This is a genomic window from Xanthomonas graminis pv. graminis (assembly GCF_030168915.1).
Taxonomy (GTDB): Bacteria; Pseudomonadota; Gammaproteobacteria; order Xanthomonadales; family Xanthomonadaceae; genus Xanthomonas_A; species Xanthomonas_A translucens.
Map to the genome: position 1 here is coordinate 3,365,371 of NZ_CP076255.1, position 14,457 is coordinate 3,379,827.

10 protein-coding genes and 1 pseudogene are annotated in these 14,457 nt (G+C 70.0%); 8 read left to right on the plus strand and 3 right to left on the minus strand.

The window, feature by feature from the left end:
• Nucleotides 1–253 precede the first annotated feature (253 nt).
• The 4 genes from KHF85_RS14590 (at nucleotide 254) to otsA (ending at nucleotide 5,130) form a co-directional block, all read left to right on the plus strand.
• Nucleotides 254–1,045: a type III effector protein XopY gene (locus KHF85_RS14590; protein ID WP_284567217.1), complete on the plus strand. Its 792-nt coding sequence runs from the start codon at nucleotides 254–256 to the stop codon at nucleotides 1,043–1,045.
• A 118-nt stretch (nucleotides 1,046–1,163) separates the two neighbouring features.
• A complete protein-coding gene (gene otsB, locus KHF85_RS14595; RefSeq protein ID WP_284567218.1) occupies nucleotides 1,164–1,916 on the plus strand; it encodes a trehalose-phosphatase in 753 nt (250 codons plus the stop codon).
• A gap of 68 nt (nucleotides 1,917–1,984) precedes the next feature.
• A complete protein-coding gene (locus tag KHF85_RS14600) occupies nucleotides 1,985–3,766 on the plus strand; it encodes a glycoside hydrolase family 15 protein (RefSeq protein WP_284567219.1) in 1,782 nt (593 codons plus the stop codon).
• Entirely contained in the window at nucleotides 3,763–5,130 is a 1,368-nt protein-coding gene (otsA, locus tag KHF85_RS14605; RefSeq protein ID WP_053833749.1) for an alpha,alpha-trehalose-phosphate synthase (UDP-forming), read from the plus strand. The genes KHF85_RS14600 and otsA overlap by 4 nt, the downstream gene beginning before the upstream one ends.
• A gap of 72 nt (nucleotides 5,131–5,202) precedes the next feature.
• On the opposite strand, the gene KHF85_RS14610 is transcribed toward otsA, so the two are convergent.
• Nucleotides 5,203–5,340: a hypothetical protein gene (locus KHF85_RS14610; protein WP_155741901.1), complete on the minus strand. Its 138-nt coding sequence runs from the start codon at nucleotides 5,338–5,340 to the stop codon at nucleotides 5,203–5,205.
• Between the two features lie 89 nt (nucleotides 5,341–5,429).
• Between KHF85_RS14610 and KHF85_RS14615 the strand changes: the two genes are divergently transcribed.
• Together KHF85_RS14615 and KHF85_RS14620 are read left to right on the plus strand one after the other, a co-directional pair.
• On the plus strand, nucleotides 5,430–7,859 hold the full coding sequence (locus tag KHF85_RS14615) for a membrane-bound PQQ-dependent dehydrogenase, glucose/quinate/shikimate family (protein WP_284569564.1): 2,430 nt from the start codon (nucleotides 5,430–5,432) through the stop codon (nucleotides 7,857–7,859).
• Between the two features lie 329 nt (nucleotides 7,860–8,188).
• On the plus strand, nucleotides 8,189–10,045 hold the full coding sequence (locus tag KHF85_RS14620; RefSeq protein ID WP_284567220.1) for a methyl-accepting chemotaxis protein: 1,857 nt from the start codon (nucleotides 8,189–8,191) through the stop codon (nucleotides 10,043–10,045).
• Between the two features lie 214 nt (nucleotides 10,046–10,259).
• On the opposite strand, the gene pgeF is transcribed toward KHF85_RS14620, so the two are convergent.
• Complete coding sequence (gene pgeF, locus KHF85_RS14625; RefSeq protein ID WP_284567221.1) at nucleotides 10,260–11,033, minus strand: peptidoglycan editing factor PgeF; 774 nt, start codon at nucleotides 11,031–11,033, stop codon at nucleotides 10,260–10,262.
• A 211-nt stretch (nucleotides 11,034–11,244) separates the two neighbouring features.
• Entirely contained in the window at nucleotides 11,245–12,252 is a 1,008-nt protein-coding gene (rluD, locus tag KHF85_RS14630) for a 23S rRNA pseudouridine(1911/1915/1917) synthase RluD (protein WP_284567222.1), read from the minus strand.
• A 115-nt stretch (nucleotides 12,253–12,367) separates the two neighbouring features.
• Here rluD and KHF85_RS14635 point away from each other — a divergent pair, with 115 nt between their 5' ends.
• On the plus strand, nucleotides 12,368–13,246 hold the full coding sequence (locus KHF85_RS14635; RefSeq protein ID WP_064538199.1) for an outer membrane protein assembly factor BamD: 879 nt from the start codon (nucleotides 12,368–12,370) through the stop codon (nucleotides 13,244–13,246).
• A gap of 341 nt (nucleotides 13,247–13,587) precedes the next feature.
• A pseudogene (locus tag KHF85_RS14640) lies at nucleotides 13,588–14,433 on the plus strand (hypothetical protein); the annotation flags it as partial.
• Nucleotides 14,434–14,457: the final 24 nt, after the last annotated feature.

The following is a 14,457-nucleotide window of genomic DNA, read 5'->3' on the forward strand; positions in this document are numbered from 1 at the left end:
GCGCCGAGCGCGTCCCGCACCGTGCGCGAACCCGGGGCGGGCAGCGCGACGCGGCGACAGCGGGCGAAGCGCAGGCCCAGCGCTGCCCGCACCGGATCGGCGGCGCCCGCCAACGCCACCAGCGAAAGCCGGAGGCAGCGTCCACACGGCGCATCGCCAGTTCGCCCAGGACGCCAAGGATTCGCTGCACGACGACCGTCGCACCCTGAGACAGGCATCATGCTGCATGGACTGTCCCGCTTCAGGAATCGCCATGCGTACCGCCCTTCCCAAGAGCAGGCTGTCGCAAACCAGCTATGACGACGATGGTAGACAGGCGCATACCGCGTCCTCATCGACACTGCCCTCCTCCGAACACGGCCACGCGCCCGTGGCGCCAGATCTGCCGCGCGCCCCGCGCGCTGCGCTGTTGGGTTCTGCAAGCGCGCCGTTCCAGCGGAGGCGCTACGCGCCCCCCCCTGGCCCTGCGGCAGCGCCGCCGCCGCTGCCGCCCACGACTCTCCTCAGCCTGATGCAAGAGATCAGCGAAGAACCGCACGAAGGCGCCAACGCAGCGGCTGGCATTGGGTGGCCCGAGCACGCGCTTTCGGTCGCCGGAACATCGCAAGGCTCCGCGTCGGCGAACGCGCAGCCAATGGACATCCCGTATATCCTCGACCTGATGCAGACGATCCACGAAAACGACCTGCATGATAGCCCCGAACTGGACGAGCTCGCCGAGCAGATTGAGCGGGAGGGAGAGCGGACATCGCAACACTCCGCCACCGCCCCGGATATCCACCGCCTGCTTCAAGCGATCAAGGAAAAAAACAGCGCCCAGAGCGCCGCGTTGTCTGAGCTCGTCGAGCACATCGAGCGGATCGAGCACGAGTTGGCGACGGCGCGGCCAAATCCGGATGTCAACACCCTGATTCAAGGAATCGGCGAAGGAGTTCCGGACCAAGCCACCGCGTTGGCGGAACTCGTCGAGCGCAGCGAGCGCCCCAGACCTGACAGAAAAACCACGTGCTTTGCGGTATTTAGGAGATCACACCCTGACCGATGAAGGTGCGGAATGGGTAAAAGCAGGAGCCTCGCGTCGGACTCCCGCTTTTGCTCTTCCAATTTTCCATTCCCGGCCCCAATCCACTTGGCCCTAACGCTGTCTCGTTCATTATGAAGCGATGGCAGACGCGCTCCCCTTCCGACCGCCGCCGCCGCGCCTGGACGATGCCTGCGCATTGTTCCTGGACGTGGACGGCACCCTCATCGAATTCGCCGATCGCCCCGACGGCGTGCACCTGCTGCCCGAGGTGCGCGAGGCGATCGGCCGCATCAGCGACCGCCTGCACGGCGCGCTGGCCCTGGTCAGCGGCCGCCCGCTGGCGCAGCTGGACGCGCTGTTCGCGCCCTTGCGCCTGCCGGCCGCCGGTCTGCACGGCCACGAACTGCGCAGCGACGCGAACGCCCGCGCGGCGATGCCGGCCGACACCTCGCAGTGGCTGCACGGCCTGCACCAACGCGCCGCGCACCTGCGCCAGGCGCATCCCGGCGTGCTGGTCGAAGACAAGGGCGCCAGCCTGGCGCTGCACTGGCGCGCCGCGCCGGAAGCCGGCGCGCAGGTGCTGGCCTTCGCCCAGGCGCAGATCGAGGCGTTGCCGGGCTACCGCCTGCAGCCCGGCGACCACGTGGTCGAGTTCGTGCCCGAGGGCAGCGACAAGGGCGTGGCGCTGACCACGCTGCTGCAGCAGCCGCCGTTCCAGGGCCGCCGCCCGGTGTTCGTCGGCGACGATCTCACCGACGAGTTCGGTTTCGCCGCGGCCAATGCTGCCGGCGGCTGGAGCGTGCTGGTCGGTACGCGCGAACACAGCGCGGCGACCTTCGCCCTGCCCGATCCACGCGGCGTCCACGCCTGGTTGCGCGACAACGCCGCATGAGTACCGCGCCCAGCGGCAACGCCCTGCTTCGTCCCCTCCCCGACCGTGCACAAGGATCCGCTTCCTCCATGAGTCCCCCCAATCTCGACCTCGGCGTGATCGGCAACGGCAGTTTCGGCGCGCTGGTCGACAAGCAGGCGCGCGTGGTGTGGAGTTGCCTGCCCGCCTTCGATGGCGACCCGGCGTTCTGCGCGCTGCTGTCGCCGCGCGACCACGACGGCGGCGATTTCAGCATCGAGCTGGAGGATTTCGCCGACAGCGAGCAGCACTACCTGGCCAATACCGCGATCCTGCGCACCGTGCTGCGCGACGCGCACGGCGGTGCGGTGGAAGTGATCGACTTCGCGCCGCGCTGGCGCAATCACGGCCGCTTCTACCGGCCGGTCAGCATCATCCGCCAGGTGCGGCCGCTGGCCGGCAACCCGCGCATCCGCGTACTGGCGCGGCCGCTGGCCGACTGGGGCGCGCGCAAGCCGGAAAGCACCTGGGGCAGCAACCACGTGCGCTGGCTGCTGCCGGATTTCACCCTGCGCCTGACCACCGACGTGCCGGTGCGCTTCATCCGCGACGAACTGCCGTTCGTGCTCAGCCACCCGGTCAACCTGATGCTCGGCGTGGACGAATCGCTGACCCGCTCGCTGACCGGCTACATCCAGGAAGCGCAGGAACGCACCGAGGAATACTGGCGCGAATGGGTGCGCTACCTGTCGGTGCCGCTGGACTGGCAGGACGCGGTGATCCGCAGCGCGATCACCCTGAAGCTGTGCCAGTACGAGGACAGCGGCGCGATCATCGCGGCGATGACCACCTCCATCCCCGAAGCGCCGGACACCCCGCGCAACTGGGACTACCGCTATTGCTGGCTGCGCGACGCCGCGTTCGTGGTGCGCGCGCTGAACCGGCTCGGCGCCACCCGCACCATGGAGCAGTTCCTCGGCTACATCTTCAACATCGCCACCACCGACGGCAGCCTGCAGCCGCTGTACGGCATCGGCTTCGAAGCGGCGCTGGAAGAACACGAAGTGCCGTCGCTGGCCGGCTACCGCGGCATGGGCCCGGTGCGGCGCGGCAACCTGGCCTGGATCCAGAAGCAGCACGACGTGTACGGCAGCGTGGTGCTGGCCTCCACCCAGCTGTTCTTCGACTTGCGCCTGAAGGATCCCGGCGACAAGGACACCTTCCTGCGCCTGGAGCCGCTGGGCGAGCATGCGTTCGCGCTGCACGACGTGCCCGACGCCGGGCTGTGGGAATTTCGCGGCCGCGCCGAGGTGCACACCTACACCAGCGCGATGTGCTGGGCCGCCTGCGACCGCCTGGCCAAGATCGCCGCGCGGCTGGGCCTGGACGCGCGCGTGGCGTACTGGCGCGAGCGCGCCGATACCATCCATGCGCGGGTGCTGGCCGAGTCGTGGAGCGCCGAGCGCGGCCACTTCACCGACACCTTCAACGGCCACCGCCTGGACGCCTCGCTGCTGTTGCTGGCCGACATCGGCTTCATCGCCCCGGACGACCCGCGCTTCGTCGCCACGGTCGAGGCGATCGGCCGCGAGCTCAAGCATGGCGACGCGCTGTACCGCTACGTGGCGCCGGACGATTTCGGCGCGCCGGAGACCAGCTTCACCATCTGCACGTTCTGGTACATCGACGCGCTCGCCGCGATCGGGCGCAAGGACGAGGCGCGCGAGTTGTTCGAGCGCATCCTCGCGCGCCGCAATCACCTGGGCCTGCTGTCGGAGGACCTGGCCTTCGACGGTGGCGAAGCCTGGGGCAATTTCCCGCAAACCTATTCGCACGTCGGCCTGATCATCGCCGCGATGCGATTGTCGCGCAGCTGGCAGGAGGCATCATGAGCAGACTGGTCGTGGTATCCAACCGCGTGGCCTTGCCCGGCGAGAACCGCGCCGGCGGCCTGGCGGTGGGCTTGCTCGCCGCGTTGAAGGAACGCGGTGGGGTGTGGTTCGGCTGGAGCGGCAAGACCGTGCGCGGCGACAGCGGCGCGCTGCACGAACAGACCCAGGGCGACATCCGCTTCGTCACCATGGACCTCAACCGCGCCGACCTGGACGCCTACTACAACGGCTTCGCCAACCGCACGCTGTGGCCGCTGCTGCACTTCCGCCTGGATCTGGTCGACTACGACCGCGCCACCCGCGAAGGCTACCGCCGGGTCAACGCGATGTTCGCCGAGAAGCTGGCGCCGCTGCTGCGCGAAGACGACACGGTGTGGATCCACGACTACCACCTGATCCCGCTGGCCTCGCTGCTACGCGAGCGCGGCATCGGCTGCAAGATCGGTTTCTTCCTGCACGTGCCGTTCCCGTCGGCCGACCTGATCCAGGCACTGCCCGACCATGCGCGGCTGTTCTCCGGCTTCTACGCCTACGACCTGGTCGGCTTCCAGACCCAGCGCGACGTGGACCGCTTCCAGGCCTACGTGCGCCTGTTCGGCGGCGGCAAGGTGATCAAGGCCGGCGTGCTGGAAGCGCCCGGCGGGCGCCGCTTCCGCGCCGAGAAATTCCCGATCGGCATCGACACCGAACTGATCGCGCAGCAGGCGCGCGCGGCGGTGACCAAGCCGGCGGTGCGCGACCTGCGCAGCAGCCTGCGCGAGCGCCAGCTGGCGATCGGCGTGGACCGGCTGGACTACTCCAAGGGTTTGCCCGAACGCTTCCTCGGTTTCGAGCGTTACCTGGAACGGCATCCGGACCAGCGCGGCAGCCTCACCTATCTGCAGATCGCGCCGGTCTCGCGCGGCGAGGTCACCGAATACAAGCAACTGCGCAACCAGCTCGAACAGATCGCCGGACACATCAACGGCGGCCACGCCGAGCCGGACTGGACGCCGCTGCGCTACGTCAACCGCAACTTCACCCACGCCACCCTGACCGGTTTCTACCGCGCCGCCCAGGTCGGCCTGGTGACGCCGCTGCGCGACGGTATGAACCTGGTGGCCAAGGAATACGTGGCCGCGCAGGACCCGGAGAATCCGGGCGTGCTGGTGCTGTCGCTGCTGGCCGGCGCCGCCGACGAGCTGAAGGAAGCGCTGCTGGTCAATCCGCACGACCTGGACGGCGTGGCCGATGCGATCGCCACCGCCGCCTCGCTGTCCAAGGCCAAACGCATCGAACGCTGGCAGACGATGATGGAACATCTGCGCAAGAACGATATCGGCGTGTGGCGGCAGCGCTACCTGCAGGCGCTGGAGCGGCGCTGATCCGCGCCTGCCGCGGCCGTTGCCGGTCGCGGCAGGCGCGCCATCGCACGCAGAACGCAGGTTTCCGCGCGGTCACGGAGCGCGCACGCCGATTCCTTTAAAATCGCCGCCCATACGCCGCGCATCGACACCCTGGGAGGGGCGCGCGGCGTGCGCGTTGAGCGCCAGGTCGCCGCCGATGCAGCCGAACCAGCGCTCGATCCCCTCCACGATCTGCCTGCGCCAGCGTGGCGCCGCCGGATCTTCTGCAGACCCTCACCATGACCGCTCATTCCCCGAAACACGGACCCGGCACCTGGCTGTTCGTCGCCTATGCCGTGCTCATCGCCCTGATCGGCGCCGCCCTGGCCGCGATGGGCGGCCGCCTCGTCGCCGTCGGCGGCTCCTGGTACTACCTGCTGGCCGGCCTGGCGCTGGTCGTGTCCGGCGCGCTGCTGGCACTGGGCCGCCGCGCCGGGCTGTGGCTGTTCGGCCTGACCCTGGCCGCGACCATCGCCTGGGCGCTGGCCGAAGTCGGCCTCGACGGCTGGGCGCTGATCCCGCGCCTGGCGATGATCTCGGTGCTCGGCCTGCTGCTGTTGCCGTTCTGGAAGGTGGCACGCCGGCGCCTGGCGCCGCTGTCCGGGCTGGGCTACGCGCTGGTCAGCGGCGTGCTGCCGGTCCTCGGCGCGCTGCTGGTGTTCGTGCCGCTGTTCTTCCCGCGCACCGTCGAACTGGCCGATCCGGCACTGGCCGCGCAACGGCCGCAGGCCGCGTTCAGCCGCGCCACGGTGAACAGCCCCGACGGCAACGTCGCCGCCAACCACGACGCCGGCAACTGGACCGCCTACGCCGGGTCCAACCTGTCCAACCACTACAGCCCCGGCGCGCAGATCACGCCCGACAACGTCAAGGACCTGAAGATCGCCTGGGAATTCCATACCGGCGACCTCAAGCCCGCCGGCTCCAAACTCGGCTATGCGTTCCAGAACACTCCGCTGAAGGTCGGCGACCTGGTCTACATCTGCACCCCCACACAGAAGGTGATCGCGGTCGAGGCCACGACCGGCAAGGAACGCTGGCGCTTCGATCCCAAGACCAACCCCAAGGCGATGGCCGGCGTCGCCGCCACCACCTGCCGCGGCGTGTCCTACTTCGAGGCCACCACCCCGGTCGCCGACTGCGCCAAGCGCATCTTCTGGCCGATGGTCGATGGCCGCCTGGGCGCGCTCGACGCCGCCACCGGCAAGCTGTGCCAGAGCTTCGGCGACCACGGCTATGTGGATCTGAACAAGGACACCGGCAACACCAAGCCCGGCTTCGTCGGCCCGACCTCGCCGCCGGTGGTGATGCGCGGCGTGGTGATCCAGCCCACCGGCCAGGTCCGCGACGGCCAGGAACGCGATGCGCCGTCCGGCGTGGTGCGCGCCTTCGACGCGGTCAGCGGCCAGCTGCGCTGGGCCTGGGACCTGGGCAACCCGGCGATCGCCGCCGCGCCGCCGGCCGGGCAGACCTATACCCGTTCGACCCCGAACGTGTGGTCGCTGATGGCCGCCGACGACGAACTGGGCCTGGTCTACCTGCCCACCGGCAATGCCTCCGGCGACTTCTTCGGCAAGGGCCGCACCCCGCAGGAAGAGCAATACACCGCCTCGCTGGTCGCGGTGGATGCGGCCACGGGCAAGGAGCGCTGGCACTTCCGCACGGTCAACCACGACCTGTGGGACTACGACATCGGCCCGCAGCCGAACCTGGTCGATTTCCCGGTGCCCGGCGGCGGCACGCGCCCGGCGGTGATCCAGGCCACCAAGTCCGGCCAGGTGTTCGTGCTCGACCGCGAGACCGGCAAGCCGATCATGCCGGTGCAGCAACTGCCGGTGCCGCAGGGCACCGACCACGGCGACTGGACCGCCAAGACCCAGCCGGTGTCGCCGGGCATGCCCAACACCGTCGGCGCGCCGAGCAAGGGCTACGAGACCATCGTCGAATCCGACGCCTGGGGCATCACCCCGTTCGACCAGCTGGCCTGTCGCATCCAGTTCAAGCAGCTGCGCTACGACGGCATGTTCACCCCGCCCAGCCTGGGCGGCTCGCTGTCGTTCACCGGCAACCACGGCGGCATCAACTGGGGCGGCGTGTCGGTGGACCTGCAGCGCGGCATCATGGTGATGAACAGCAACCGCCTGCCGTATACCGAACACGTGTATCCGCGTCAGGAGATGAACGCACTGGGCGTGGTCTCGGTGTTCAACGGCAAGAGCAGGACGCCCGGCTACATGGCGCAGGAAGGCCTGGCCTACGGTGCGCGCAAGGAACCATGGATGTCGCCGCTGAACACGCCATGCATCGCCCCGCCGTGGGGCTATCTCTCCGGCGTGGACCTGCGCACCCAGCAGGTGATCTGGCGGCGTCCGCTCGGCACCGGCTACGACCAGGGTCCGATGGGCATTCCGTCGAAGATGAAGTTCGAGCTGGGCACGCCGAACAACAGCGGCTCGCTGGCCACTGCCGGCGGCGTCACCTTCATCGGCGCGGCGCTGGACGACTTCCTGCGCGGCTACGACACCCAGACCGGCAAGCTGCTGTGGGAAGTGCGGGTGCCGGCCGGCCCGCAGGCCGCGCCGCTGAGCTATACGGTGAACGGCAAGCAGTACATCGTCGCGGCGATCGGCGGCCACGACCGCATGGAGACCAAGCTCGGCGACAGCGTGATCGCCTGGACCCTGCCAGACGCCGCGCCGGCGAAATAACGCCCGCCTGCTGGCTCCGCTCCACCCCCGGCCGGCCGTCGCAAGACGGCCGGTCTGGTGTCTGCAGGCAGCCGCAGCTGGCGCTGGCGCTGGCGACGGCCGCACCCGCCCACGGGGCTAAGTGCCGCCGGCGCCGCGCGGCTTATTGCGCCGCAACAAAAAAAGCTGGGTTTTCAGCAGCCTAGCCTGCCCATTCAGCTAGCGTTTTCCGACGAACGGTCGGCACCGGGGTCAAGTCGGCGAAGCGGCAGGCCGATACTGGGGAGCACATTCACGAAGCATCCGTCGACGCGAATGGACTGCGCGATGCTTCCCAGCCGGTAGCCGCCATGACCTTGCCCGACGCCCCACCCCTTCGTTCTGCCGCTGGCGCCCGCCTGCATCCGCGTGCCTTGCTGGTCGCGCTGGCCTACGCGCTGGGCCTGTTGGCGATGGCGCTGTACGCGCTGCATCTTGGCCGCCAGCTCGGCCCGAACGGCCCGGCCCTGGTGCGGCTGACGCCGGCACTGATCGCCGCAGCGCTGCTGGCGGCGGCGCTGTGCTGGGCCGGCACACGCCGCGCCGCGCCATCGCAGCGCGTCCTGCAGGCACTGCAGGCGCTGGGCGAAGGCCGCTTCGAACAACGCCTCGATAGCGCCGGCGACGCGGCCGACCCCGCGCTGCTGCGCGCGCTACAGACGGCGCAGGCGCGGCTGGCCGCACGCCAGGCCGAGACCGAGGCCGAACTGCGCCGCGGCCGCTTCGTGCTGCAGGCGCTGGACGACCTGGACACCATGGTCCGCATCGCCGACGACGACGGCCGCGTGCACTTCGCCAACCGCAAGCTGCTGCAGATGCTGCGCGCGATCGAGCCGGACGTGCAGAGCTTCCGCCCCGAATTCCGCGCCGAGCAGTTCGTCGGCGGCAGCATCGGCGACATCTATCCGGACAGCCAGGCGGCGATCGACCGCATGCGCGCGCTGACCGGTTCCAAGCGCGTGCGCGCGCCGTTCTTCGGCCGCCAGATCGACTTCGTCTACAGCCCGATCACCAGCGCCGACGGCGTGCGCCTGGGCACCATCGCGCAGTGGGAGGAGGTGACCGCGCAGGTCAATGCCGAGCAGGCGCTGACCACGGTGATCGAGGCCGCCGCGCATGGCGATTTCAGCCGCCGCCTCGATACCGCGTCGATGGACGGCGTGCTCAAGGCGCTGGCCGAAGGCGTCAACCGCATCTCCGATTCGGTGGAGAGCAACCTGGCGGCGCTGGCCAGCGCGCTGGCCGCGCTGGCCGAAGGCGATCTCACCCATCGCATCGACGGCGACGCGCAGGGCGTGTTCGCGCGGCTGCGCGAGGACACCAACCGCACCGTGGCCAGGCTGACCGAGATCATCGTCGGCATCCAGGGCGCGGTCGAGGCGATCCGCCGCGCGGCGATGGAAATCGCCGCCGGCAACACCGACCTGTCCGACCGCACCGAGCAGCAGGCGGCGAGCCTGGAGGAAGCCGCCAGTTCGATGGAGGAACTGACCTCGGCAGTGAAGCAGAATGCCGAGAACGCGCAGCAGGCCAACGGCCTGGTGCACAGCACCGGCGAGATCGCCCAGTCCGGCGGCAAGGTGATGGACGAGGTGGTCGCCACGATGAGCGCGATCAGCACCTCGTCGCGGCGGATCGGCGAGATCATCAGCGTCATCGACGGGATCGCGTTCCAGACCAACATCCTGGCGCTCAACGCCGCGGTGGAAGCGGCGCGCGCCGGCGAGCAGGGCCGCGGTTTCGCCGTGGTCGCCTCGGAAGTGCGCTCGCTGGCGCAGCGTTCGGCGGACGCGGCCAAGGAGATCAAGCACCTGATCGAGGACTCCACGCACAAGGTGACGCTGGGTTCGGGACTGGTGAACCGCGCCGGCGCCACCATGCACGAAATCGTCGGCTCGGTGCAGCGCGTGACCGGCCTGATCGGCGAAATCAGCGCCGCCAGCGCCGAGCAATCCAGCGGCATCGAGCAGGTCAACCGCACGGTGATGCAGCTGGACGAAGTGACCCAGCGCAACGCCGCGCTGGTGGAAGAAGCCACCGCCGCGGCACGCAGCATGGAGGAACAGGCCGGCGGCCTGGCCACCGCGGTGGCGGTGTTCCGGATCGAACCGGCCCGTGCGCAACCCGGCGACGGCAAGGTCACCCGGTTGGTGCGCGGCGCCGGCTGAGCCGGCGCACTGCGCGATCGCCAGCCGCGGCGACGGACGTACGCCCTGCCGTGCGTGCTGCAGCCACAGCCGCGACGGCAGCGCATGCGCGCCGGAACGGCGCGGTCAGCGCTCGCCCTGCGCAGCGGCGCTCAAAGTCACTTCGACCGGCAAGGCGGCGGCGGCAGCTGCTGCGCGAACGCAGGCCACAGCCGCTACGCGAACAGCGGCGCGCTCAGTCCGCGATCCACGCCAGCGTCGCCATGCGCCCGCTGCGGCGGTCGCGGCGATAGGAAAAGAAGCGCTGCGCGTCGGAGATCGTGCACAGGCCGCCGCCGTGCACCTGCGCCGGGTCGATCCCCGCCGCGGCCAGGCGCTGTCGTGCCAGCGCATACAGGTCCACCCGCCAGTGGCCGCGGCGGGTCGCCACGAAGGCGCTGGCCGCGGCCGGATCGTGGCCCAGGAAGGCATCGCGCACGTTCTCGCCGATCTCGTACGCCTGCGACCCCGCGGCCGGGCCCAGCCAGGCCTGCAGCTGCGCCGGCGGCGTGCGCAGGGCGGCGACGGTGGCTTCCAGCACGCCGCCGGCCAGGCCTTGCCAGCCGGCATGCGCGGCCCCGACTTCGCTGCCGTCGCGGGCGGCGAACACCACCGGCAGGCAGTCGGCGGTCAGGATCGCCAGCACCACCCCGGGCACCGCGGTGACCGCGGCATCGGCGGTCGGCTCGGCGTCGATGCCGACTGCGGCCGGCGGCTGCTCCAAGCGCAGCACCTGCACCCCGTGCACCTGCCGCAGCCAGTGCGGCGGCGACGGCAGCGCCAGGCGCGCGGCCAGTTCGTCGCGGTTGCGCTGCACCGTGGCCGCATCGTCGCCGTCGGCCGCGCTGCGGTTGCCCAGGTTGAACCGGTCGAACGGCGGCAGCGAGGCGCCGGCGCCATCGCGCAGCGTGGTCAGCGCGCGTACCCGCGGCGATGCCGGCCAGTCGGCGGCGAGGGCGAAGTCGGTCATGCGCGTGCGGCCCGGGATGGGGCAGCGCCGGCGATCGCCGCAACCAGGCGCAGCGTCGCGCTCCCGGCGGCGACCGCGCGCGCGTATCGGAAACCACTGCGTGGCCGCGCCGCCTGCAACGGCCCCCCAAGCCATGTCGTCCATTCCCTGGCAGGTCCGCTCGGGAATGGATGCAAGGCGCCAGGCCTGCCCTCGCCCGCCGTCGCCATGCTCAGCGCCGCGCCTGCTCGGCGGCCAGCCGCGAATCGACGCGCAGCGCGGCGAGCAGGCGCAGCAGGTCGGCCGGCACCGCGGCAGTGGAGCGCACCGGCTCGCCAGTCAGCGGATGCTTGAATTCCAGCGTCTCGGCATGCAGCGCCTGGCGCTTGAAGCCGCGCAATTCGGCGATCAGCTCATCGGTCGCGCCCTTGGGCAGCTTCAGCGCGCCGCCGTACAGCGGATCGCCGATGATCGGGTGCTTCAGGTGCGCCATGTGCACGCGGATCTGGTGGGTGCGCCCGGTCTCCAGGCGGCACTCCAGCGCGGTGTGCGCGCGGAACCGCTCGCGCAGCCGGTAATGGGTGACCGCATCGCGGCCGTCCTCGCGCACCGCCATGCGCAGGCGGTCGCGCGGGTGGCGGTCGATCGGCGCAGTGGCGGTGCCGCCGGAGACCAGCGGCCCGGCCACCACCGCCAGGTACTGGCGGTGTACGTCGCGCGCCGACAGCTGCGCCACCAGCGAGGTGTGCGCCGGCAGAGTCCGCGCCACCACCATCGCGCCGCTGGTGTCCTTGTCCAGCCGGTGCACGATGCCCGCACGCGGCAGCGCCGCCAGCGACGGATCGCGGTACAGCAGGGCGTTGACCAGGGTGCCCGTGGGGTTGCCGGCGCCCGGATGCACCACCAGCCCGGCCGGCTTGTTCAGCACGATGACCTGGTCGTCCTCGTACAGCACTTCCAGCGGGATGTCCTCGGGCAGCGCGTGCGTCTGGGTCTCCAGTACAACGTGCAGGCTGGCGATCTCGCCGCCGCGCAGGGCGTCGCGCGGCCGCGCCGGGGCGCCGTCCAGCAGCGCGTCGCCGGACTTGATCCATTCGGCCAGGCGCGAGCGCGAAAATTCGGGAAACAGCTCTGCCAGCACCGCGTCGAAGCGGCGGCCGGCGGCGTGGTCGGGCACGCGCGCCTGGCGCGGGCCGTCGGAGATGGCGTCCTCGGGGGTGTCCGGGAGGGTATTGGGCATGGAAAGGGCACGGCTGGGTCGGAAAGGGAGGGTCGCGGCGGCCATAGTCAGTCGCCGGACAGGCCACTAGGCTATCATCGCCCCTTCGTATTCCTGACGTGTCCTGCCCGAACCCATGATCCGACGCTCCGTCCCGCTCTCCGCGCACGTCCGTTTCATCGCCCTGATGCTGGTCATGGTCGTCGTGGCGACGGGTTGCCACCGCCAGAAGAACAAGAATCCCGAGGAAGGGATGCCTGTGGACCAGTTGTACCAGAAGGCGCACACGCAGATGCAGACCAGCAACTGGGCCGGCGCCGAGGGCAGCTTCAAGCGCCTGATCGCGCAGTACCCGTACGGCCAGTACACCGAGCAGGCGATGATCGAATCCGCCTACGCCCAGTACAAGGCCGGCAAGCACGACGACGCGGTGTCCAGCATCGACCGCTTCATCCGCACCTACCCGACCCACCGCAACATCGCCTACATGTACTACCTGCGCGGGCTGTCCAACTCCAACCGCGACACCGTGTTCCTGCGCCGGGTGTGGTCGCTGGACCCGAGCCGCCGCGACCTGTCCACGCCGCAGCAGGCCTACGCCGACTTCAACATCGTCGCCGAGCGCTATCCGAACAGCCGCTACGCCGCCGACGCGCGCCAGCGCATGATCGCGCTGCGCAACGTGTTCGCCCAGCACGAGCTGGACAACGCGCTGTACTACCTGCGCCGCAACGCCTGGGTGTCGGCCGCCGGCCGCGCCAACTACCTGCTGGAAACCTATCCGCAGAGCGCCTACCAGTACGACGCGGTGGCGGTGCTGGCCGATGCCTATACCCACCTGGGCAACAAGCCGCTGGCCGACGATGCGCGCCGGGTGCTGGAACTCAACGACCCCAAGCATCCGTGGCTGACCGGGCATTGGCCGAAGTACCCGTGGATGATCCGCAAACTGAACCCGTTCGCCGGCGAGAAGTCTGCTTCCACCGGGCAGTCCAACTCGGAAATGGCCAACTGAGCCAGCCTGCCGGGTGCAAGAAAACAGGGGCCGCAAGGCCCCTGTTTCGTTTCCCGGCCAAGCCATTGCCGCTGTCATCCGTGGACACCGGCTGCCGGCCAGGCTGCGCTCCCTGCGTCCACCCAGGACCGTAGCTGTCCGCACAATGGCCAGCGGCAGCGCCCTGGACATGCGACCCTGGCCGAGGGCACCGACCGCCACCAGTGTCGCGATCTGTGGTGCAACACGCCCAGCCGCTGCGCGCAGAACGCAACTGCCGCTTGCTAGGCTCGACCGACTCGCGTGCGCCTGCGCCGCCGCCCGTCGCCACAACGCGCGCCGGCCCTGCCAGGAGACGCGCCATGCCCCGCTTGCCCGCCCCTCTGCTGCTCCTGTCGCTCGCCCTCGCCGCCGCCCTGCCCGCCGGCGCCGCCGAGCGCAGCGCCGCCGCAGCGGCCATCGTGTTCGGGGTCAACGGCCACGACGACCGCCCGGCCTATCCGCTGAGCCAGGCCGAAGCCGTGTTCAAGCTGCTCGACCAGCGCAATCTGCGCAGCGACCGCGTCGACGTGGACCCGCGCAACTTCGCCGTGCTCGATCGGCTGGTGGCGCTGTCGCGGCACTACCGCATCGCCTTGCGGCCGATGGTGTACCCGATGTCGCGCGAGAGCGGCTACCAGTTGGCACGGCGCTACGCCGCCGGCATCACGCTGTGGGAGATCGGCAACGAGCAGGACTACAGCCGCGACGGCGCGCAGGCGCGCATCGATGCGATGACCGCGATGTACCGCGGCATGAAACACGCCTCCGACGACCTCGGCGCCGGCCTGGAATTCACCATCAACATCACCGCCTGCAACAGCGACGACCATTCGGCGAACGCGCGTTGCCCCGGCGACCGCCGCGGCTCGCTGTGGTTCCTGGACATGGCCAAGGCCTCCGGCTTCGATTTCGACCGCATCAGCTTCCACTACTACCCGTTCCACCACGACACCGGTTACTGGATGGACCTGTACCTGGGGCAGATGCGCGGCGCGGCGCAGAAGTACGGCGGCAAGGTGTTCTTCAACGAGGTCAACTGCGCCGAGGTCTACGCCGGCAACACCGATGGCGGCCATGCCGGCGACGGCGCCTGCTACGACAGCGTGGCGCAGATCGTGCGCACGCTGCGCAGCGACTACGCCGATGTGGTCGCCGAAATCAACCTGGCTATTTCTGTCGATCCCCCAAAA

Coding starts and splice junctions, on each gene's coding strand:
- KHF85_RS14600 (WP_284567219.1), top strand. CDS start 1,985: ATGAGTCCCCCCAATCTCGACCTCGGCGTGATCGGCAACGGCAGTTTC.
- rluD (WP_284567222.1), bottom strand. CDS start 12,252: ATGCCCAATACCCTCCCGGACACCCCCGAGGACGCCATCTCCGACGGC.
- KHF85_RS14620 (WP_284567220.1), top strand. CDS start 8,189: ATGACCTTGCCCGACGCCCCACCCCTTCGTTCTGCCGCTGGCGCCCGC.
- otsB (WP_284567218.1), top strand. CDS start 1,164: ATGGCAGACGCGCTCCCCTTCCGACCGCCGCCGCCGCGCCTGGACGAT.
- otsA (WP_053833749.1), top strand. CDS start 3,763: ATGAGCAGACTGGTCGTGGTATCCAACCGCGTGGCCTTGCCCGGCGAG.
- pgeF (WP_284567221.1), bottom strand. CDS start 11,033: ATGACCGACTTCGCCCTCGCCGCCGACTGGCCGGCATCGCCGCGGGTA.
- KHF85_RS14590 (WP_284567217.1), top strand. CDS start 254: ATGCGTACCGCCCTTCCCAAGAGCAGGCTGTCGCAAACCAGCTATGAC.
- KHF85_RS14635 (WP_064538199.1), top strand. CDS start 12,368: ATGATCCGACGCTCCGTCCCGCTCTCCGCGCACGTCCGTTTCATCGCC.